The sequence below is a fragment of the Leptolyngbya sp. PL-A3 genome, from assembly GCF_039962325.1.
Lineage (GTDB): Bacteria > Cyanobacteriota > Cyanobacteriia > Elainellales > Elainellaceae > Vacuolonema.
Genome location: NZ_JAMPLB010000094.1, coordinates 1 through 21,132 on the forward strand (window position 1 = coordinate 1; position 21,132 = coordinate 21,132).

The 21,132-nt window shown below is 46.9% G+C and carries 10 protein-coding genes; 7 read left to right on the top strand and 3 right to left on the bottom strand.

Annotated features, from left to right (window positions below):
- Window positions 1-228 precede the first annotated feature (228 nt).
- From NDI52_RS31880 to NDI52_RS31895, 4 genes are all read left to right on the top strand, one after another.
- On the top strand, window positions 229-4,794 hold the full coding sequence (locus NDI52_RS31880) for a GAF domain-containing protein (protein WP_190770438.1): 4,566 nt from the start codon (window positions 229-231) through the stop codon (window positions 4,792-4,794).
- Between the two features lie 895 nt (window positions 4,795-5,689).
- The gene (locus tag NDI52_RS31885) at window positions 5,690-8,554 is read left to right on the top strand and encodes a GAF domain-containing protein (protein ID WP_190770437.1); all 2,865 of its coding nucleotides are present in this window, start codon (window positions 5,690-5,692) and stop codon (window positions 8,552-8,554) included.
- A gap of 931 nt (window positions 8,555-9,485) precedes the next feature.
- A complete protein-coding gene (locus NDI52_RS31890) occupies window positions 9,486-12,287 on the top strand; it encodes a PAS domain S-box protein (RefSeq protein WP_190789191.1) in 2,802 nt (933 codons plus the stop codon).
- Window positions 12,288-12,411: 124 nt separating this feature from the next.
- Window positions 12,412-12,675 carry a hypothetical protein gene (locus NDI52_RS31895; RefSeq protein ID WP_190770435.1) on the top strand — a complete coding sequence of 88 codons (264 nt, stop codon included), beginning with the start codon at window positions 12,412-12,414 and terminating at the stop codon, window positions 12,673-12,675.
- 37 nt (window positions 12,676-12,712) lie between these two features.
- Here NDI52_RS31895 and NDI52_RS31900 read toward each other — a convergent pair whose 3' ends face one another.
- On the bottom strand, window positions 12,713-13,015 hold the full coding sequence (locus NDI52_RS31900; protein WP_190770434.1) for a hypothetical protein: 303 nt from the start codon (window positions 13,013-13,015) through the stop codon (window positions 12,713-12,715).
- Window positions 13,016-13,148: 133 nt separating this feature from the next.
- Between NDI52_RS31900 and NDI52_RS31905 the strand changes: the two genes are divergently transcribed.
- Window positions 13,149-14,744, top strand: a complete 1,596-nt coding sequence (locus NDI52_RS31905; RefSeq protein ID WP_190770433.1) for a cryptochrome/photolyase family protein — start codon at window positions 13,149-13,151, stop codon at window positions 14,742-14,744.
- Window positions 14,707-15,021: a hypothetical protein gene (locus NDI52_RS31910; protein ID WP_190770432.1), complete on the top strand. Its 315-nt coding sequence runs from the start codon at window positions 14,707-14,709 to the stop codon at window positions 15,019-15,021. Before NDI52_RS31905 ends, NDI52_RS31910 begins: the two co-directional genes overlap by 38 nt.
- A 168-nt stretch (window positions 15,022-15,189) precedes the next feature.
- Here NDI52_RS31910 and NDI52_RS31915 read toward each other — a convergent pair whose 3' ends face one another.
- The gene (locus tag NDI52_RS31915; protein WP_190775670.1) at window positions 15,190-17,277 is read right to left on the bottom strand and encodes a bluetail domain-containing putative surface protein; all 2,088 of its coding nucleotides are present in this window, start codon (window positions 17,275-17,277) and stop codon (window positions 15,190-15,192) included.
- A 534-nt stretch (window positions 17,278-17,811) separates the two neighbouring features.
- Between NDI52_RS31915 and NDI52_RS31920 the strand changes: the two genes are divergently transcribed.
- Window positions 17,812-20,460, top strand: coding sequence for a PAS domain S-box protein (locus NDI52_RS31920; protein ID WP_190775671.1), 2,649 nt, complete (start codon window positions 17,812-17,814; stop codon window positions 20,458-20,460).
- A gap of 177 nt (window positions 20,461-20,637) precedes the next feature.
- On the opposite strand, the gene NDI52_RS31925 is transcribed toward NDI52_RS31920, so the two are convergent.
- Window positions 20,638-20,976: a hypothetical protein gene (locus NDI52_RS31925; RefSeq protein WP_348257003.1), complete on the bottom strand. Its 339-nt coding sequence runs from the start codon at window positions 20,974-20,976 to the stop codon at window positions 20,638-20,640.
- Window positions 20,977-21,132 lie beyond the last annotated feature (156 nt).

Consider the following 21,132-nt stretch of genomic DNA (forward strand, 5'->3'; position numbering starts at 1 on the left):
CAATGTTTTTCGGATTAGAGTAATCTGGTTCATGAGGGTTTCGTGGATGAATGTGGTAATTCTCATGAAACCCTCTCCTACTCAATCTTTGCAAGCTTTTGTCCGGTACTTAGGGTCAGCAAATATTAATATTTTATTAATACATCGTGTAAATTCTTTAACCTTCTTATTTCAGTAGGTCAATGTAGTGAATACTACAAGTATCTCTGAACCCTATCGCCCTTTACTATGCCGTTTCATCATGCCAACGCTTGTTTGGGACAGGTTTTGGAGCAGGTTACAAACCTCTCTCGGCAGATTTATTGTGCTGCTCATCTGGATACAGCTCTAGCGGCCACAACTCATGGCGCTAGAGGAATTTTAAGGAGCGATCGCCTGGTCATCTACCGCTTTTTGGTGGAGGGAGATGGGGTCGTGATTGCGGAATCCGTGGGAGACAACTGGCAACCTATCCAGGGGCAGCTCATTTATGACCCCTGTTTTGAGGCGAAATGGAATCGTCTTTATCAACAGGGACGCGTGCATGCCGTTGAAGATCGGGAAACGGCAAACCTCGTGCCTTGCTATCGCTCGCTGCTGGCTCAGCTTCAGGTACGTGCTAATTTGGTCGTGCCGATTCTGCTCCCAGTCATCGATGAATGTCTATTACCAGAACTATGGGGGTTGCTGATTGCCCATCAGTGTGAAAGCCCCCGTCAATGGCTGCCACTTGACACCCAGATTTTGCAGCACCTTGCCATGCAACTGGGATGCAAAATTCAAAGTCTAAACTCTGGGCAACCCGTCGTGCTGCAAGAGGGTCTGCCACAGCTTCAGACAGAGCAGATTGCCCCAATGAGTGACGCGAAACCCGTATCTGCTAACCTCCCAAGTCATTCGTCTTTTAATCAAATAGATTGTCATGGTGGAGAGGTTGTGTCTCTTAAAGCCTTTGATTTTCTGCAAAATCCAGTTTGGATCTATGACATTGAGCGATCGCAGATCCATTGGGCGAATCAAGCATCCTTACATCTTTGGAATGCAGCCAGCCGAGATGAGCTACTAACCCGTGACTTTGGCCAGGTGTCAGAATCCACGCAGGTTCGTTTACAGAGCTACTTGCAGCAGTTTGAACAGGGCAAAACTCTGGTAGAGCAATGGACGTTCTATCCAGGAGGGCATCCCGTATCGGTACAGTGCCGTTGCTCGGGTATCCCAATCGAGAAGGGCCGATTGGCGATGCTTGTGGAGGGGACGATGGAAATGCCGCACCAGATCGACCAGACCACACTGCGATCGCTCGAAGCCCTGCGACACACCAGCGTCATGATCTCGCTCTACACGCTAGACGGTGTGCCCCTGCTACAAAACCCAGCCGCACTACGTTGCTACGGCGATACTGTTCACCCTCATGTGAGTAAGGAAAATGCATTCCTGCACCATTTTGTTGATCCCATGGTGGGAGTGCAAGCCATGGCTGTACTTGAGGCTGAAGAAGTTTTTAGCATTGAAACGCAAGTGTTGACGCTAGAGGGCATTCGCTGGCATGGGATGGATGCACGACGTGTGAATGATCCGATTACGGGCGAAGTGATGATTTTGGTGAATGAGAAAGACATTACGGCTCAGGAAGTTGCACTGCGCGATCGCATACAAGCAGAAGCCAACCTCGAAGCCCAGCAAGCTTTTCTCCACCAAGTTATTGATACGGTTCCCAGTTCTATCTTTGTAAAAGACAAAGAGGGTCGGCTACTGGTGGTAAATCAGGCCAGTACTGAAATTCACGGCAGCAGCGTGGAAACCATGCTGGGAAAACGGGAACCTGAATTTAATCCCAATTTTGGTTGGCGGCAACTTGAGCAGTTTTTGGCGAGCAATCAAGCAATTATGCAGAGTCGCCAGACTCAACAGCACATTCAACAGATCACAACCGCGAATGGAGAGTTGCGCTGGTATCAAACCGTCATTCGCCCCTGGATTGATGCGAATGATCAGGTTCAAGGCGTCATTGGTAACTCAGTTGACATTACTGAACTAAAGCAAGCAGAAGCGGCGCTTCAGCAAAAATCTGAGCGGCTTGCCACCATCATCACTGTGCAACAGGATATCGCCCTGAACCATCCTAATCTGGATGCGGTCATGGACCTGATCGTTGAGCATGCTCAAGCCTTGACTCAGGCATCGGGGGCGGTGATTGAATTGTTGGAAGAAGATGCGTTAGTTTGCCGGGCTGCAAGTGGCATGGGAGTATCCTCTCTGGGTCTTCGACTGCACGTTGAAAACAGCTTATCGGGGTGCTGTATGACAGCAGGGAAAATTCTGCAATGTGACGATGTCGAGACTGAGCCAAACGTCAATTTAGCTGTATGCCGTGAGGCTGGCGTGCGATCTATGGTTGTGGTTCCCCTGAAGGTCACAGACGGTTGTATGGGCGTATTAAAGGTTTTCTCCCAAACGCCTGCTGCCTTCACTGAGCAAGACATCCAGACCCTACAACTGATGGCCGGGTTTCTCACGGCTTCAATTCAACTGGCCACCGAGTTTGAGTCTAAAAATGCGCTGCTCTTTGCCTTACAGGAAAGTGAAGAGCGCTATCGCTCGGTTGTGTCTGTGATGGCAGAGGGGGTCGTGCTTCAGCAGGCTGATGGCCAAATTATGGCCTACAACCGTAGTGCCGAGAAGATTTTAGGCCTCACCCCGGAACAGATGATGGGCCGCACCCCCATTAATCCGCAATGGCAAGCGATTTATGAGGATGGTTCGCCGTTCCCCCGAGAAAAACACCCGGCTACGGTAACCTTGCGAACAGGAGAACCTCAGTCGAACGTCATGATGGGTGTTCACAAGCCGGATGGCAGCCTCACCTGGGTTTCTATCAACTCTCAACCGCTGTCACGTCCTGATCAATCTCATCCCTACGCGGTGGTAACTTCGTTTGCTGATATTACCGTTCAAAAGCAGGCAGAAGCGACGCTACGGCACCAAACAGAACGGGAGCGCATGATCACAGCGATCGCTCAACATATTCGTGAATCACTTAATCTTGAGGCCATTCTCAATACGACGGTGACGGAAGTGCGTCACTTTCTGCAATGCGATCGCGTTATCATTTACCGCTTTAACCCGGACTGGAGTGGTATCGTAGTGACAGAATCGGTGGCCTCCGGTTGGAACTCCATCCTGAATATGGAAATTCGGGATACGTACTTCGTTGAAAATCGCGAACAAGTCTATGCCGATCGCAAAATTCAGGTAAGGGATAACATTTACACTGCAGGTTTGAACCAGTGCCATATCGAATTGATGGAAAGGCTCCAGGTGAAAGCCAAACTGGTTGTTCCTATCTGGCAGGGGCAAACACTTTGGGGCTTATTAGTGGCCCATCAGTGCAATGGTCCTCGGCATTGGCAGTCGTTAGAGCGGGAGCTAGTCGTACAACTGGCAACTCAGGTCGCGATCGCCATTCAGCAATCTGAACTGTACGGTCAAGTGCAGCACTGGAACACCCATCTGGAATTGCAAGTTCAGGAACGTACAGCGCAACTTCAGCAAGCTCTGGATTTTGAAGCCCTGCTTAAACGCATTACAGATAAGGTGCGTGACAGTCTGGATGAACAGGAAATTTTGCGGTCTGCTGTGCAAGAACTGGCTCAAGGGCTAGGAACAGTGTGCTGTGACACAGGCATTTACAACGCCGATCAGACCACGTCTACCATTGCCTATGAATCTAGCAACCATCTATCCTCAGCTCAGGGAAAAACCTTCGTTATTGCAAACGCACCCAATCGGGAAATTTATCAATTCTTGCTACAAGGACAGGTTTGCCAATTCTGTGATGTAGCTTCTAATCCTCTACGATCTGACCAGTCATTATTGGCTGTGCTTGCTTGCCCTCTGATGGATGATCAGGGAGTATTGGGTGATCTCTGGTTATTCAAGCCTTCCAGCATGGGATTTAATGATCAGGAGGTGCGGCTCGTACAACAGGTCGCGAATCAATGCGCGATCGCCCTTCGTCAATCTCGCTTATATTACGCTGCTCAAGCACAGGTAGAAGAATTAGCACGGCTCAATCAACTCAAAGATGATTTTCTGAGTACGGTATCTCATGAATTACGAACACCGCTGTCTGGTATAAAAATGGCTATTGAGATGCTGGAGATGTGCTTGCGTCCGTTGGGTGTGTTTGAGCCAGAAACAAATCCTATCAATTGCTATTTCCAAATCCTGCAAACAGAATACCAGCGGGAAATTGGGCTGATTAATGATTTATTAGATTTGACTCGGCTTGATTCTGGTGCAGATCCCCTCACGTTATCCCCCATCCATCTGCAGTTCTGGATTGCTCATGTGTTAGAGCCGTTTGTTGAGCGTACTCATCACCAAGAGCAACACCTGGATATTACCATTCCCAAAGACCTACCACCTCTCACAACCGATTTGGCCTATTTAGAACGGGCACTGACAGAGTTACTGCAAAACGCCTTTAAGTACACGCCACCTGGAGAAAATATCAACGTTTCGGCCCGTTTAGTGTCAAACCACAGTAGCGACTTTATATTGATCGAAGTCAGCAATACAGGTGTGGAAATTCCGGAGGTAGAGCGCGATCGCATCTTCGAAAAGTTTTATCGCATTCCCAACAACGATCCCTGGAAACACGGGGGTACTGGCTTAGGCTTGTCTCTGGTCAAAAAGTTAGTTCAGCGGCTGGGTGGTGCTATTTGGGTAGAAAGCAGCCAATCTCTTACTCAATTCATCATGCAACTTCCACTCACTCAACAAGCATTTGAAGCCCAGCACGATATGGTTTAGCACTACTCATGTCTTGCATCTTTGTAAAAGCAAACCTAGAGGGAAACTTTTTGTCTCTAAGCGGCGAAAAATTTCCCTCTAGGTTTTGGTACAGGCTTTGCGCCGTACTCATAATTCTGCACGAGCTTCTGTTTGTCCGTTTTTAATATAGTCCCTGGTTTATGGTTACTATAGAGAGAATGATGGACACTGTCAGCACCATTTCTCAGGATGGTTATTTAACTGCATTTCATATTAATTGTTTCGTATAGTAACACTCTGGACAGTTTTTCTAAAACCCTTGCTTTTGCGTGCGCAAAGCGCACGCAAAAGCAAGGGTTTTAGAAAAACTGTCCGAACTAATGGTATAGGATAGTCTGATTCTATGCCTTTAGATAGATGTTTAAAGTTCCCCGCAAATAACATAGATAGGCTCAATGATTGAGTTAAAACTAAATTGATACCAGAGCCTGTTTGAAAAGTTGATTTTTTGTGCGATGCACACGAAAAATCAACCCATGGCGAACCTTTTCAAGCCGCCTTCCAGTTCTTTAGGCTGAGTAAGTGGACATGATTGAACATGAAATCCTAAAAAGCTGTGACATATGCACAGCGCATGGCATAGCTTTTTAGGATTTTATGTTTAATTGAGTTAGGCTACTTACTCTGGCGAGCTTTGTTTACCTAAAGTAGAATTGCAATCATAAAAGTTTGTTTCCAAGCAATTTTTAGAGAGCCTGTAGGCTAGGCGAAGGAGGCGTATTATTCACGCACCTTCTTATAGAGTTTAGTCTTTGAGAAAAAATACAGAGAATGTGATAAATGGAATAGCTATTTATACAGCTTGAAGCTATTTTTCATAGTCTAAGGGAACTCTAATCTTGGCAACTTTCAATTTCTGTTGAGTTACCACCCTATGCTGTTTTCTCAAAATCCGGCTCCACCTTTGACCCAAGAAGGGTTATTACACCGCATTGCCAATCGTATTCGCCAATCCCTCGATCTTGAGACGATCTTGAGTACAACAGCAGCGGAAGTTCGAGCCTATCTGGAAAGCGATCGCGTTAAGATTTATCAATTTCAACCCGATGGGCATGGGATAGTGGTATCAGAGGCGTTGCAAGGCGATCGCCTACCCTCCCTTCTAGGGCTTCATTTTCCCGCCGACGATATTCCCCGCTATGCCCGTGAACTCTTCGTGCGGGCTCGTCAGCGATCGATTGTAAATTTAGATAGCCATGAAATTGGGATTAGTCACTTAAACTGCCCGGATACAGAAGAAGCACTCAGCACCACTGATATTCGGTATCGCCCTGTCGATCCTTGCCACCGAGAGTACTTAACAGCAATGGGGGTTCAATCCTCTGTTGTCGTTCCCATCGTCCTGGAAGGGGAAACGGCGGGAACCTATCATCCGCCATCGCTCCAGTCCTCCCACGTACTTTGGGGTTTGTTAGTTTCACACCATGCAGAGCCTCGCACGGTTACGGAGGATGAGTTGCAATTTATTCAGGCGGTGGTAGATCAGGTTGGCATTGCGATCGCCCAATCGGTTCTACTGGAGCAGGTGCGATCGCAAGCCCGGCAGGAAGCCAATATAAACTGTGTTACAGCTCGGCTCCAAACCTCTCCTACCGTTGATTGGCAAGATACTTTAGAATTCGCATCGAGTACGCTTCAGGCCGGTGGCAGGCTATACTTGTTCGCTGATTCTCAGTCTGAGCGAGAAATTTATACGTGGGGCGAACAACCTGCTCTAATCGATGTTGCCCAGGGCCGTCCCATTGAAGAAAATCTATTATGGCAAAAATATTTGCACTCTATTTTAGAGCATGATTCTGATGAAACAGGGCATCGCCCCTGGTCGGTTGAGTGGATGCGATCGGTTTATGAGTTGGCAGAATCATCCTATAGCTTCAAGCCCTTAGCGACCTCCTGGGCTGTAGATGATATCTATCAAGAACCCTTACTTCGCACCCTAGCTCCGTTTTTTAATGGCACAAAAATTCGCAGTGCCTTGATTATTCCCCTCAAACATGGGGCACACATTATTGGTTGCCTAACCTTTTTTCGGAGCGAACTGGATGTTGAGATTGAGTGGGCGGGTTATCACAATCCTGATACCCGTCAATTGATGCCGCGTCAATCCTTTGAAGTTTGGCGACAAATTAAAAAGGGACAGGCACAATCCTGGACAGACGAGGAGATTCGCTATGCTCAGGCTCTTGGAGAGCGCTTTGCGGCGACTGTGAAGCAGTATCGGTTGTACCAGCAGGTTCAGTCCCTCAATTCGGGCCTGGAACAACAGGTAGAAGAACGTACCGAAGCACTAAGACAGCGAACGGAACAACTTCAACAATCGAATATTGAACTAGAACGGTTAGTGGAACGGCAGATGGCGCTATTCCACATCGTGGCCAGAATTCGCGAGTCTCTGGAGATAGACACCATCTTTCAAAGTGCTACCCGTGAATTAAGCAAAGTGCTGCAAGCAGAACGGGTTGCCATTTACCGCTTTAATGCCAACTGGGGTGGAGAATTTGTTGGTAGCTATGAAGCTGTAACAACAGAGTGGGGCAGCGTCGGGAAGCTTGGCGTCAGTACCATTTGGAATGATACTTACTTGCAAGAAACCCAGGGCGGACGTTACTGCAGTGGGGAGAAAACCATTGTGAATGACGTTTACGAGCAAGGGTATACGCAGTGCCACATTGATCTTCTAGAGCAGTTTCATATTAAGGCCTTTATGGTCATTCCCATTTTTGCGGCAACTAATCTTTGGGGATTATTGGGTGTATATCAACATTCTGCGGCTCGCCAATGGAAAGCTTCTGAAGTTGAATTTGTAAATCATATTGCCGTACAACTGGGGGTTGCTCTACAACACGCTGGACTATTGACGCAGACCCAACAACAGGCACAACAACTAGCCCAGACGTTGAACGATCTCAAGCAAGCCCAGATTCAGTTATTTCACAGTGAAAAAATGTCTAGTTTGGGCCAGTTAGTGGCAGGTATCGCCCATGAAGTCAACAATCCAATCAACTTTATTGGTGGTAATCTGACGCACATTCAAGAGTACACTCAAACTTTATTAAACTTGCTCCGAGCCTATCAGGAATATACTCCGGATCCTGCACCATCCTTACGTCAACTTCTCGAATATAGTGATTTGGGATACATTGAAGAAGACTTTCCCAAGCTATGTGCATCCATGAAGTTGGGAACAGAGCGAATTCGCGAGATTGTACAGTCTTTGCGAAACTTCTCACGGGTGGATGAAACAGGGGTAAAAGCGATTGATTTGCATGAGGGTCTTGAAGGTACACTTCTCATTCTCCAGCACCGCCTAAAACTAATCTCTGGCGAACCTATTCAGATTAAAAAGCACTATGGCGATTTACCAGACGTAGAGTGCCATGCCGGGCAAATCAACCAAGTATTTATGAATTTGATTGGAAATGCGATCGATGAATTAGAAACGACTAAGACAGATAAAGGTTCTTCAAAAATCATTATTGTTTGCACCCGCCGTATTGATGCTGATTGGATAGAAGTATCGATACAGGATAACGGGAGAGGTATTGCAGAGGAAATTCAGACGAAGCTGTTTGATCCATTCTTCACTACGAAGCCGATGGGTAAAGGAACAGGGTTAGGACTGTTTATTAGCCATCAAATCGTTGAGAAGCACGGAGGGCAGTTAATCTGCCGTTCGAAACCTGGGCAGGGAACAGATTTCGTCATTCGCTTGCCTGTAAAATTAGCAGTGACTCCTTGAGGCTGTAACTCATATTGCTTTACGCAATCCCGGTAGGACAGGTATTTTTGAAAAGCCACATGGCGTGTAGCTTTCCTTAAATCTTGTACCAAACTCTAGAAGTTCTACCTTTGGGGTGTTTCGCACCCGAAAGATAGAACTTCTAGAGTTTGGTTTTAGGAGAATGGTAGAATAATTGTTCACGGATGCATACACTTCTGGGAGTGTTAAGTAGCTCATCACAACATCACAACGGGTCACCTAGCCTCCATCGTTGATACAGCCACGTATTAAGCTCTAAGAGCAAATGTGTCTATCTAAAGACGGATGAAAAAATCAAAGAATAGTATTATCGCAGTAAATAGATTACTGCTAACTTTGCTAAAACCGTTTTACTTCTACTCAGTAGAAGACTTCTATTTAGTTTTGCTTGCCAGGTCTGTCTTAAGAGAGGTTGCTTAGGCTTTCCTAAGGTATATTTTTTTAGAATCACAGAGATGACCTCAGTAGTTTCTCCTTCTATTACATTCTCAAGTAAAGATAATGATTTATTACTTCTCTTGGTTCGGCTTTAAGGTTTTGCAGGAGAACTACAGAATCTTTCAGAGAATCAGCAGCTATTTTAAGTGTTGATTTTTAGCACATCATACGTGCTAAAAATCAACACTTCTTGCGGCTACCCAAACAGACTTTAAGGTGAGCCATAGAATAATTTACCGTACCTTAGAGTTATATCAATCCATAGGGAGAGATAAGGTAACCGCTAAGGTGAGTAAAAATGCAGCTTGTTAGTGCTGCACTTGTTGCATAGCAGGGGGCTTATTGTACCCAGCACGCTCAAAGAGTGACTACTTTGTGACAAGCTAATTGAATGAAAAAGCGCAGTGTCTTGGCTCTGTGGGCAGAACACACAAGTAACAATTACGTATTAGGAGGTTGAAGAGAAGCAAGCATGGTATCCGAGCAGACTTTTTTGTTGAGCGAGTATCATCGATTACCTCAAGAAGCGCTGCCTGCTGACTTTTACAAACGCCAGCTTGAGGTGGTCTGCAATAATGCAACCCTTGCTCTCTTCATCATGGATGAGCGCCAAGAATGTGTTTATATGAATCCGGCTGCGGAGGCCCTGACAGGTTATAGCCTTTCAGAAACAAGGGGGCGTGCTTTGCATGATGTCATTCACCACACCCGCCCAGATGGCCGTCCTTACCCCCTCTGTGAGTGTCCCATTGACCAGGCATTTCCTCAGAATAATCAGGAGCAAGGGGAGGAGGTGTTTGTCCACAAGGATGGCCATTTTTATCCTGTGGCTTATACAGCTAGTCCTATTCGGGAGGGCGATCGCGTCCTTGGTACCATTATCGAAGTTCGCGACATTACCCAGGAGAAATTAGCAGAACAAGCACGGCAGGAATCCGCGAAACGAGAGCAGCTATTACGGCAAGAAGCCGAAATGGCACAGAAACAGGTTGAAACTATCTTTGCCAGTATTAGTGACGGCGTCTTTGTTCTAGATCACAACTGGTGCTATACCTACGTCAGCGATCGCCTCTGTAAGATGGCTAGCAGATCTCGTGAAGAGATGATAGGCCATAGCATTTGGGATCTTTTCCCAGAGGCTGTGAACACCGAGGTCTACCCTCAATTTCACCGGGCCATGCGTGAACAGGTGCATCTCCAGTTTGAGTACCTGCACTTACCCTGGAACCGTTGGTTTGAATGTCGTGTTTACCCATCAGAGCAGGGAATCACCGTATTTGCAGCCGAAATTACGGATCGCAAACGAGATAAGGAAGTGCTGCAGGAAAGTGAGCGGAGGTTCCGTCGTCTTGCCGAGTCAAATATATTTGGTGTTGCCTTTGGCAACTTTGCAGGTGGCATTCATTATGCAAACGATTATTTTCTCAACATGGTGGGGTACACCCGTGAGGAAGTTGAAGCAGGACAAGTGCAATGGACAGATTTAACCCCACCAGAATTTTTACCGCTTGATGTAGCAGCGGAGGAAGAGCTAAAGGTAAAAGGCGTGGCAACACCCTTTGAAAAGGAATACATTCGCAAAGATGGCGCACGTGTTCCCATCTTGATCGGAGCGGCATTGCTGGATGAACCCTACGATCAGCAACAGGACATTATTGGGTTTTATTTAGACTTAACGGAACGGAAGCGATCGGAGGAAGCACTTCAACAAGCATTGCAAAAGCTCAATTTTCATGTTGAGAACACGCCGATGGCTGTGGTTGAGTGGAACGGAGCCATGCAAGTTACACGCTGGTCTGGGGCGGCAGAGAAAATTTTTGGTTGGCAGGCAGATGACGTATTGGGTAAATTGCTCAATGACCTACCCATAGTCACTGAGGAGGGTATTGAAGAAGTCGTTGAAACCTGTAAGCAGCTGATGAGTGGAGAGGAGCCATATGTCTTCTCTTCCAACAGCAATTACACAAAGCAGGGCGATATCATTCACTGCGAGTGGTATAACTCCAGTCTGCACGATGAAACTGGACAGTTGATTTCGGTGCTGTCGCTTGTGCTGGATGTAACGGATAAAAAGCGAGCGGAAGCTGAACGAGAACAACTGCTAATCCGTGAGCAAGTGGCACGGGCAGCAGCAGAGCAAGCCAACCGTATCAAGGATGAGTTTCTGGCGATTGTTTCCCATGAACTGCGATCGCCCCTCAATCCCATTTTGGGCTGGTCCAAGCTGCTCCAACAACAAAAGCTAGATCCAGCCAAAACGAGTCAAGCACTGGAAACGATCGCCCGTAATGCTGCCCTACAGGCTGAACTCATTGAAGATTTGCTCGATGTTTCCCGCATTCTGCGAGGAAAACTGAGTCTGAATATTGCCCCAACAGATTTAGCTTCGATTATTCAAGCGGCACTTGAAACCATGCGGTTACCCGCTGAATCCAAATCTATTCAAGTTCATACCTGGTTAGAACCAGATGTTGGATCTGTGGCCGGGGATTCCAACCGACTACAGCAAGTCGTATGGAACCTTCTCTCTAACGCCATCAAGTTCACACCTACAGGAGGCCGTGTAGATATCCGGTTAGAACGGGTAGACTCGATGGCGCAAATTACCGTCCGTGATACCGGAAAGGGCATCCATCCAAATTTCCTACCCCATGTCTTTGCCTACTTTCGGCAAGAGGATGGCGCGACCACCCGCAAGTTTGGCGGGCTGGGGTTAGGGTTGGCGATCGTGCATCACTTAGTGGAGTTGCATGGCGGCACCATTCAAGCCGAGAGCCCAGGGGAAGGGCTTGGTGCAACATTTACAGTGAAGCTACCGCTGCTACAAGGTTCATCACCCACAATGCAGGGCGGTAGCTTACTGGAGCCGGAGGCAGGTTTAACTGGCATTCATGTTTTAGTTGTGGATGATGATGCCGATACGCGAGAGGTTGTGGCATTTCTTTTGGAACAGGCGGGAGCACAGATAACAACCTTTGCGTCGGCGAGCGAGGTGCTCGCTGCACTGTCCCACACGCAGATAGATGTCCTGTTAAGCGATATTGGAATGCCTGACGTAGATGGGTATATGCTGCTGCGTCAGGTCAGGGCTTTACCGCCAGAGCAGGGTGGGCAAATTCCGGCGATCGCCCTAACCGCTTATGCTGGCGAAATTGATTATCAGCAGGCTATGGCAGCAGGCTATCAGAAACACCTCACCAAACCGATTGAGCCGGAGTTACTCGTTAGAGCGATCGCAGACGTGGTTCGGCGCAAGGAACAGGAGAAATTATGAGAACAAAGGAGGAGAGGCGGTTCTAACTGAATAGCTACAGCGCTTCTAACCTTTTACAGAACAAATGACTGGAATGACCACGTTAAGGTGTTACAAAAGTACACACCTTAATGTGTTTGTAGCCATGATTCCTAATTTGCTAGAAGCGACGAACGATTACTGGCGCAAGCTGGATGAGCTAGAAGCAGCCTATCAGCGGGGCGATGTTTCGCTGGAAGAGGTCGACGCGAAAGTTGCAACGCTAATGGCAGAACTAGGTCAGGAACGCCGTGCTGCTGTGAGATTTTTGCTAGACAATGTGACCCGTGTCTGGCGTGAGCAACGGGAATTGGTTGTTGGTTTAGGGTTAATCGGGGCCTTAACCTATGCCTGGGTTGTGATTAGTTAATTAGCACAACTAGCCCAACCGTAGAGTTAGGGATTGCTTAGGGATTAAACTTCTCACGAGCAGCTTGGAAGAGAGTTGTAGTGGCAGTACTGAGAACGACAGGAGTCGCATTCTTTCCAAGCTTTGTCTGAGCCGTTTGGTAGCAGTAGGCGTAAAGGTCACCTAATTGTTCTACATAGGCAGCGATCGCTTGCTTAGTCTCAACACGCGTTCCGTCGTAGGGTTCTGCTGCAGTAGGTAAGGGAGGGGGTGGCGTGAAATGCATCGTAGAAGCATCTAAAGATTTAGGATTAAAGATATTTTTCCCCCAAACCCCAGTTGGTGTTGGATGAGGCTGCATTCATCCTTAAATTGCATAGACTGAAGCAGCTCATCAGGATTGGTATACCTGCGCCTAAAGGCAGAGGCTATTTTGTAAAGCAATTGTAACGATCGCACTCAGATAACCACTGAGCAAGCGGGATTTTGAATCGATGGTAACGGGTGTTTGGGTACTGGGCGATCAACTTTGGACAGGGCAATCAGCACTGCAAAGCTGTGTGCAACAGCCTCAGCAAACGCCTGTCTTCTTCATTGAATCGATGCGTCACGCTCAACAGTTACCCTATCATTTGCAAAAACTGGTGCTGGTGTGGTCAGCCATGCGTCACTTTGCTGAGGAACTGCGACAGGATGGATGGCCAGTAAGCTATGTTCAATCAGAAGACTTCGAAACGCCCCTATTGAAATGGATTGAGCAATATCGCATTACCGAACTGCGGGTGATGACGCCAACTGATCGTCCGTTTGCGAAACTCATTCAGTCGCTCAACTTGCCCTGTATTGTTACCTTTACCCCCAACAACCGCTTTATCTGGCAGGATCAGGAGTTTGTGAACTGGGCGCGATCGCGCAAACGCCTTTTGATGGAGGACTTTTACCGTGAGGGACGGCAACGCTTCAAAATTTTGATGGATGGAGAGCATCCGACCAGTGGCCGCTGGAACTTCGACCGAGAGAATCGCAAACCGCCAAAGGGCAAATTGACGTTGCCTGAAGCCCTCTGGTTTGAGCCCGATACGATTACCCAAGAGGTTATTGATTGGGTCAAGCAATCTCCAGCATTTAAGGATAGCCAAGCTTACTGGCAGATTGAAACGTTTCAATGGGGTGTCACTCGCCAACAAGCGTTGCAAGTCCTTCGCTTCTTCATCGAAACACGCTTGTCTAACTTTGGCCCCTACCAGGACGCTATGGTGACGGGGGAGCAAACGATGTGGCACGCCATGTTATCGCCCTACTTGAATCTTGGACTTCTGCATCCATTAGAAGTGGTGCAAGCTGCAGAGGAAGCGTATTACATCAACCGCAATACCTGGGAGTTGAGTAGTGTAGAAGGATTTATCAGGCAGATTCTCGGGTGGCGTGAGTATATGCACGGCATCTACATCTACATGGGTGAAGACTATCCTGAGCGTAACTGGTTTAACCACACGCAGCCTCTTCCCGACTTTTACTGGACGGGTGATACCCAGATGAATTGTTTACACCATGTTCTTCAACAGGTGAAAGAAACAGGATATGCTCACCACATTCAACGGTTAATGGTGCTGAACAACTTCGCCTTAATTGCTGGTATTTCTCCCCAAGAGTTGCAGGATTGGTTTCATGCAGCATTTATTGATGGATATGACTGGGTGATGCAAGCTAACGTAATTGGCATGGGCCAGTATGCGGATGGTGGCATGATGGCCTCGAAGCCCTATGCAGCTTCCGCAAACTACATCAATACCATGAGTGACTATTGCAAACGCTGTACTTATAACCCCCGCAGCCGAACTGGCGAGACCGCCTGCCCATTTAACTTTATGTACTGGGATTTTCTATCGAGGCACTACGAGAAATTAAAGAACAATTCACGGATGATACAAATTCTACGTAATTTAGAACGTATTTCATCAGAAGAGTTACAACAAATCCGTCAACAAGCAGAACAGTGGAGGCACGAACACCAGAACACCGAATATTTGCTTTCTTCAACCTCTACACACCATGGATCGCCTGACTCAACTCCGCAAGCAGTATCTTGAGCTTACAAATCACGCTCTACCGCAGCTAGCAAAATCCCGCAATTTTCCCGTTTGCTATAATCATTGCTTTCAGCGGATTATTCTGGATAACCTGTTTGGTCGCTGCTGGTATGAAGTGCTGGATCGCAAACGCAATCCTGCTTATAAGCAATTGACTGAGGAGCAGTTAGAGCAGGCGATCGCTCTTGCAAATCGTGTGATTGAGCAACCTGACTCTTACTTACAGCAACTCAATCGAAATAGCTTGAACTGGCGTGGGAAGGCTATTACTTCCTAATCAGAAGGAGGTAGGGCTTTGCCCTATCTCCTTCTGGTACAAATTATCAGCGATAGTGACTTAGGAGGTTTCTGCATAAGAATTTACCCAGAATGTTGGTGCTTTGCCCGCTTCGCGGGCAAAGCACCAACATTCTGGGGGTAATTTCATTACTGGAAATCTCCTTAGTTAGCCAAAGTAGTTACTGGTCGCCAGTACACCTGCCCCTGAATCGGTACCTGCCATGCGGATACCCGTCATGTCGACACATAAATCATCATTGGCCGAGAAAGCAGGATTACCGTTATTAACCGCTAGATAGGTATGGTTATTCCAACTAAAAAAGACGGCTTCACGAGCGAGTAGCTGTTGATTACCCAGCTGGCTTTGATTTTTATCGGTATAGGCGGCCTGCCTTGCTTCAGCCAAAGTACCGCCACTAACCCTGCCAGCATTAGATAACGATCGGGGGCGATCGCCGATCCAATCATCATTCACATCGAGAAGAATGCGATCGCCTGCTACTGCATTAAAGTCCGTAATCCAATCCACTGTAGTGCCACGGGACTGCCGAAGCGCTACCGCTTCGCTACTCCCCCCGTAGAGGAAGACGTCAGCTCCCAATCCCCCTGTAAGGCGATCGCGAGCTGCGCCACCCATCAATACGTCACTCCCTTCAGCCCCCAGGAGTACATCTCCAGCCGTTGTTCCAACGAGAAAATCATTGCTTGCTCCCCCTTGAAACGTGCGCCGGGCCGTAAATTCAACAGCTCCAACATCGGCTGTGCCATCCCGTGTAATGCCACGCTGGTCACGGCTAGGAGCGTTACCAGCCGTATTCACCGCAGCACTACCAGACAAGAGGTTATAGCTTGAGCCGAGCCCACCGTTAGGGGCGAGAGGCGCTAGTTTGGGGTCAACAATACGAACTCCAGCCGTCACTTTCACATCATTGGTAGCCAGAGGACCAGGAAACTGGATGTTATGCCCGCCATCGGTTAATGGTCGACCTGTGTGGGTATTGAGGTTCCAGGGGTTGTCAGTGGTATTGTAGGCAACGATTGAATTGGCCAGAGTTGCAGTAGTGTCATTGGGCCAGAAGGCTCCGCCGCCGAATCCGGCATAGTTGCGGGCGATCGTCAGATTGGTCATGTTGACGGCATACCCTGGGCTGTTCGCAAAGCTCATGGCTCCTCCTAGCCCATTACCCTGGCCATCGTCGGCCCGATTATTGGCAAAGGTACTGCTGATAATGGAGACGGGCGATCGCCCTCCCACCCAAAAGCCGCCTCCCTGTGATAAGGCCGTATTGTTGGCAATGGTCGTGTTGCGAATGGTTAGTTGCCCGTTGCCATGCCGCAATCCTCCACCCAGGGAATCACCGCCAGCTCCCCATGTGACTGCATTGCCAGTAATGGAACTGTTCTCAACGAGGGCTTTATCGGCCCCGTAAATCCACAGCATAATGCCGCCGCCTTGCCCTGCCCCTCGATTCCCTTCAATTCGACTATTGCGAATGATGATCGAACGACCCGGAGCATTGGGGATATCATGGGCCGTATCGGGATCAGCTCCATCGACATAGATAGCACCGCCATATCCACTGGTTCCAGCCTTCACTCCACCTGCTGTCGAGTCGTTGTTGCGAAACAGGCAGTTTTCAACGAGGAGCTGGGTGAGAAGGTTATTGATAGCACCACCATTGCTACCGCGATTGTTAACAAAGCTGCTTCCGCGGACAGTTAGGACACCACCGCTGCTGGTGGCGATCGCTCCACCACCCCGCTCCTCAACGGCAACACTGCCATTATTTCCGTCAAACTTGCTGTTTAGCACGGTTAATCGTGCTCGATAGCCCGTCCAAATACCACCACCGTAGCTAGCCGTATTGCGATTAACCTGGCAACGGTTGAGGGTCAGCGTACTATCCATCCCTGTACGGATGCCTGCCCCTGCCCCAGTTTCGTCATCACTTCCCGTTAAACGGCCATTCGCGATAATCAAATTTCTCAGCGTGACATTGGTATTATCGCCCGTTTTTAAGACCCGACTGGTTTGGTTTCCGCTAATGGTTAACCCGGGCGCATTTGCACCATCAATGATCACATTTTTATTAACAACCAGTTGCCCACTCGTTAGAGTAATGGTGCTGCCACGTAGGTTGGTTGCAAAGCGGATGGTTTGCCCTGCTTGAGCTGAGGCGATCGCTGCCCGCAGCGATCCGGCTCCGCCATTGGCATTGGTTGTGACAACGATTGCAGGTAAAGAAGTTGCCATAAAATCTCCAAACACAAACTTTTAGATAAACGAAAACGTCAAACAGCACGCTCAACGGAATTGGGGCGGCATCGAGCGTGAAACTAGGGCTCGTTTTAAAGGTTATTTTTCCGTACGCTTTGCGCCTGAAAAATAACCCCTTCAGCAAGCTTTAAAACATGCCCTAATTCGGTTTAGATTTTGCAATCTGGAGAACAGGTAACAGAAAGAGCTTGCCCATTTTTAATGGTGATCAATCAATCCTTCAAAAAATAATGCTTATTACTCTTTGTAGGTATCTGATTAGCACGATTTATTCCAATTAGTGCTCTAACAATGCTTATTCAAAATAACAGACTCACCATTTTTTCAAGCCCTTGATTTTGCATACGCGACGCATATGCAAAATCAAGAGCTTGAAAAAATGGTGAAGGTATTGGAAAAGTAAAGAATTTTAAAGTAAGTACGGACCAAGGGAGACTATTTAATGACTTGGGCAATCTGAAGCAAAGTACCACAATAATTGCTCTCATTATTTTCTCAAAGGAAATAGAAATGCGACCTGAAGGCTTAGAAACTGCGAACGCAGAAATGATTGCAGTAGCGCGTTTAGCAGCAATTGTTGAATCCTCCGACGATGCCATTATTGGTAAAGCATTGGATGGTACGGTTACAAGCTGGAATGCCAGTGCCGAAAGGATTTTTGGCTATTCCGCTGAGGAAATAATTGGGCGTTCTGTTAATCTACTTGTCCCAGATCATCGATTGGATGAGGGGTCTAAAATCCTTGACCAGATCAAACAAGGACAGAGAGTCGAACATTTTGAAACGGTGCGCAGGCGAAAGGATGGAACGCTAGTTCACATCTCCCTCTCTATTTCTCCTATTAAAGACGAAACTGGACAAATTATTGGTGCATCTAAGATTGCACGAGATATTACTAAACACCAACAGGCAGAAGATGCACTACGGCGATCCCTCAAAGATTTAGCAGATATTAAGTTTGCTCTTGATCAGTCCTCTATTGTAGCTATTACGGATACTGAAGGAACTATTACTTACGCTAATGATAAATTCTGTGAGATTTCCAAGTATTCTAAAAGCGAATTGATTGGACAAAACCACCACATTGTTAATTCTGGGTGCCATCCCAAGTCTTTCTTTCAACAAATGTGGGCCGCTATCTCCCTGGGCCAAGTATGGCAGGGTGAGATTCAGAACCGGGCGAAGGATGGAACGTTCTATTGGATAGATATGACAGTTGTGCCGTTTTTAGGCCAAAACGGAAAACCTTATCAGTATGCCGCCGTTTGTAGTGAAATTACAGTACGGAAACAAGTAGAATCAGAACTGCAAGAATTGAATGAAGAACTAGAAAGCAGAATTATAGAACGTACTGCTGAACTTGCTCAAATCAATCAAACCCTCCAATCAGAAATTGGAGAACGACAGCAAATCGAGGAAGCATTGCAGCAGTCTCAACAAATGCTGCAACTGGTCATTAATACATTTCCACAACGTGTTTTTTGGAAAGACAAAAATTTCCGTTACCTTGGCTGTAACACAATTTTCGCACGCGATGCAGGACTAGAATCACCAGAGCAAATTGTGGGTCGTGATGATTTTGAGTTGGCCTGGAAAGAGTCTGCCCCTCTTTATCGAGCCGATGATCAATTTGTTATAGAAACAAATGTTCCTAAAGTCAACTATGAGGAATCGCAGGTTCGCGAAGATGGAACCTTTTTCTGGCTTAGAACCAACAAAATTCCTCTGCATAATGACGCCAAAGAGGTAATCGGTGTATTTGGTTCTTACGAAGACATTAGCGATCGCAAGCAAGCAGAAGCCATGTTACAGGAACAAGAACAGTTTCTGCGTAGCATTTATGACAATGTTGAGTATGTCATCTTTGTTTTAGATGTTCTGGACAACGGTGAATTCCGTTATGTTGGCTGGAATGCGAATGCAGCTAAGGGATCTGGATTGTCGAGTGCTGAGGTTGCTGGTAAAACACCTAAGGAAGTATTTGGATCAGAGGCCGGAGAAGAAATTACTCAAGCCTTAAGCCAATGCCTACAGGTAGGAACCATGGTTACAGATGAAAAGCGCTTGATGTTCCAGGAACAGGAATTTTGGTCGATTGCTACATTAAACCCTTTACATAATAGTGAGGGGAAAATTTATCGGATCGTGGGAACTAGTTTTGATATTAGCGATCGCAAACGGGCAGAGGTTTTATTGCAGCAACAAAAAGAGCAATTAGAACATGCTCTCAAGGAACTTCAGCAAATGCAGATGCAGCTTGTTCAGAGCGAAAAAATGTCTGGTTTAGGACAGCTTGTTGCGGGTGTTGCCCACGAAATCAACAATCCTGTGAACTTTATCTATGGCAACCTGATACATGCCAATGAATATACACAGGATTTGTTAGGCCTATTAAGACTTTATCAACAACATCACCCAAACCCTCATCCTACTGTGCAGGCAGAAGCAGATGCTATTGATCTGGAGTTTTTAATTGATGATTTGCCAAAGCTTTTGAGTTCCATGAAAGTAGGTGCCGATCGAATTCAAAAAATCGTGGCATCTCTACGAACCTTCTCACGCATGGATGAAGCAGAAATGAAGGAGGTGAACATCCATGAAGGTATTGATAGTACCCTGATGATCCTGCAAAATCGGATTAAAACTAAAAGCGATCGACTGGGAATTGAAGTTGTTAGAGACTATAGTAATTTGCCGCTAGTCGAGTGCTACGCTGGGCAGCTCAATCAAGTCTTTATGAACATTCTCAGTAACGCCATTGATGCTTTAGAAGAAAGCTCAAAAGATACCTCAGGGCTAAGGCAGGATCTCATAGAAAGTTCTGAGCTCGCTGAAGCAGAACAAAATTCACAAAACTCTAACACGACGAAATTAAAAGAACCTTACTACTTTCCCAGAATTCAGATTCGTACGGAGTTGGTTGATCAAAACCATGTTAGTGTTCACTTTATCGATAATGGAATAGGTATTCCTGAACACGTCAAACAACGGCTGTTTGATCCCTTTTTTACAACTAAACCCATTGGAAAAGGTACAGGTATGGGGCTTTCGATCAGCTATCAAATTATAGCGGAGAAGCACAAAGGCTCATTACAGTGCCATTCGCTTCCCGGTCAAGGAACAGAGTTTGTGCTCACGATCCCGACTCGCCAAAGTTAAACCTGGGGAAGAACTTGTTTAAAAAGGTTGGTTTTCTATGCGAAGAATCTAGAAACCCAACCTTTTTAAACTCTCCTTAAAATGCTGTGGTCATGTTTCAAACGTGTGATAAGAAGGGGTGAAAGGGTTACTTCGTACTCCTTTCACCCCTTCTTATCACACGTCTAGTACCGAATGCTACCTTGTCATTTTTTGAGAAGGGCGACACAAAGTTGAGTCAATTGAATGCCAAATAGTTAGGATAAGTTGTTGGAAGGCAGGACAGATGGCGTCTACTCCAACCGCTAATATCAAGGTTAGTCCAATCATGACAGGTAGTAGCACCAGGTAACGCACTAGATCGCCTTGCACAATTAGGTTTAAGGTGCGGTCAACCACAAAATTATGAATGAGGAAGTAGCTGTAACTGCAAGCGCCTAAGCGAATTAAACCGGGCTGTAGCCATGCAATACTGCTGATATGCCGAGTCAGCACCATGGAAAGTAATGCTAAACCTAGAGGTAATAGCAGATCCACAATAACCCAACCTACCCGATAAAACTGGCAAGTAAACCCTGCTCTAAGTACCGGACAAAAGCTTGCAAAGATTGAGTAGGAGAGGGTTTCATGAGAATTACCACATTCATCCACGAAACCCTCATGAACCAGATTACTCTAATCCGAAAAACATTG

Excerpts from the sequence above, each read along its gene's own strand:
- NDI52_RS31880 (WP_190770438.1), top strand. The coding sequence starts at position 229 with ATGCCGTTTCATCATGCCAACGCTTGTTTGGGACAGGTTTTGGAGCAG.
- NDI52_RS31885 (WP_190770437.1), top strand. The coding sequence starts at position 5,690 with ATGCTGTTTTCTCAAAATCCGGCTCCACCTTTGACCCAAGAAGGGTTA.
- NDI52_RS31890 (WP_190789191.1), top strand. The coding sequence starts at position 9,486 with ATGGTATCCGAGCAGACTTTTTTGTTGAGCGAGTATCATCGATTACCT.
- NDI52_RS31895 (WP_190770435.1), top strand. The coding sequence starts at position 12,412 with ATGATTCCTAATTTGCTAGAAGCGACGAACGATTACTGGCGCAAGCTG.
- NDI52_RS31900 (WP_190770434.1), bottom strand. The coding sequence starts at position 13,015 with ATGCAGCCTCATCCAACACCAACTGGGGTTTGGGGGAAAAATATCTTT.
- NDI52_RS31905 (WP_190770433.1), top strand. The coding sequence starts at position 13,149 with ATGGTAACGGGTGTTTGGGTACTGGGCGATCAACTTTGGACAGGGCAA.
- NDI52_RS31910 (WP_190770432.1), top strand. The coding sequence starts at position 14,707 with ATGGATCGCCTGACTCAACTCCGCAAGCAGTATCTTGAGCTTACAAAT.
- NDI52_RS31915 (WP_190775670.1), bottom strand. The coding sequence starts at position 17,277 with ATGGCAACTTCTTTACCTGCAATCGTTGTCACAACCAATGCCAATGGC.
- NDI52_RS31920 (WP_190775671.1), top strand. The coding sequence starts at position 17,812 with ATGCGACCTGAAGGCTTAGAAACTGCGAACGCAGAAATGATTGCAGTA.